This is a genomic window from Bacillus sp. SIMBA_008 (assembly GCF_046535495.1).
Taxonomy (GTDB): Bacteria; Bacillota; Bacilli; order Bacillales; family Bacillaceae; genus Bacillus; species Bacillus subtilis.
Genome location: NZ_JAWRWL010000905.1, coordinates 1 through 252, shown reverse-complemented (window position 1 = coordinate 252; position 252 = coordinate 1). Strand labels below are relative to the sequence as shown.

At 40.9% G+C, this 252-nt stretch carries 1 protein-coding gene; it reads left to right on the top strand.

Going from position 1 to position 252, the window contains the following annotated elements; translation table 11 throughout:
• Positions 1-252: DUF421 domain-containing protein (locus SB658_RS26000; RefSeq protein ID WP_410603371.1), on the top strand; the 252-nt coding region annotated here is incomplete at both ends.

Here is a 252-nt window from a genome sequence, read left to right as displayed (position 1 = left end):
CTTGCTTTTATTTCTCTCAAAAGCCAAAAAATACGGCAGCTGCTTGACGGAAAACCCACCATTATTATAAAACAGGGAAAAATTGATGAACGGGCGATGAGATCGCAGCGCTACAATTTTGACGATCTTCTTATGCAGCTGAGGGAGAATAACATCGATAGAATCTCTGACGTGTCGTACGCCATTTTGGAGTCTTCGGGCAAACTGTCAATCGTCAAAAAGAAAAACAATAAGGATAAGCAGATGGAAACA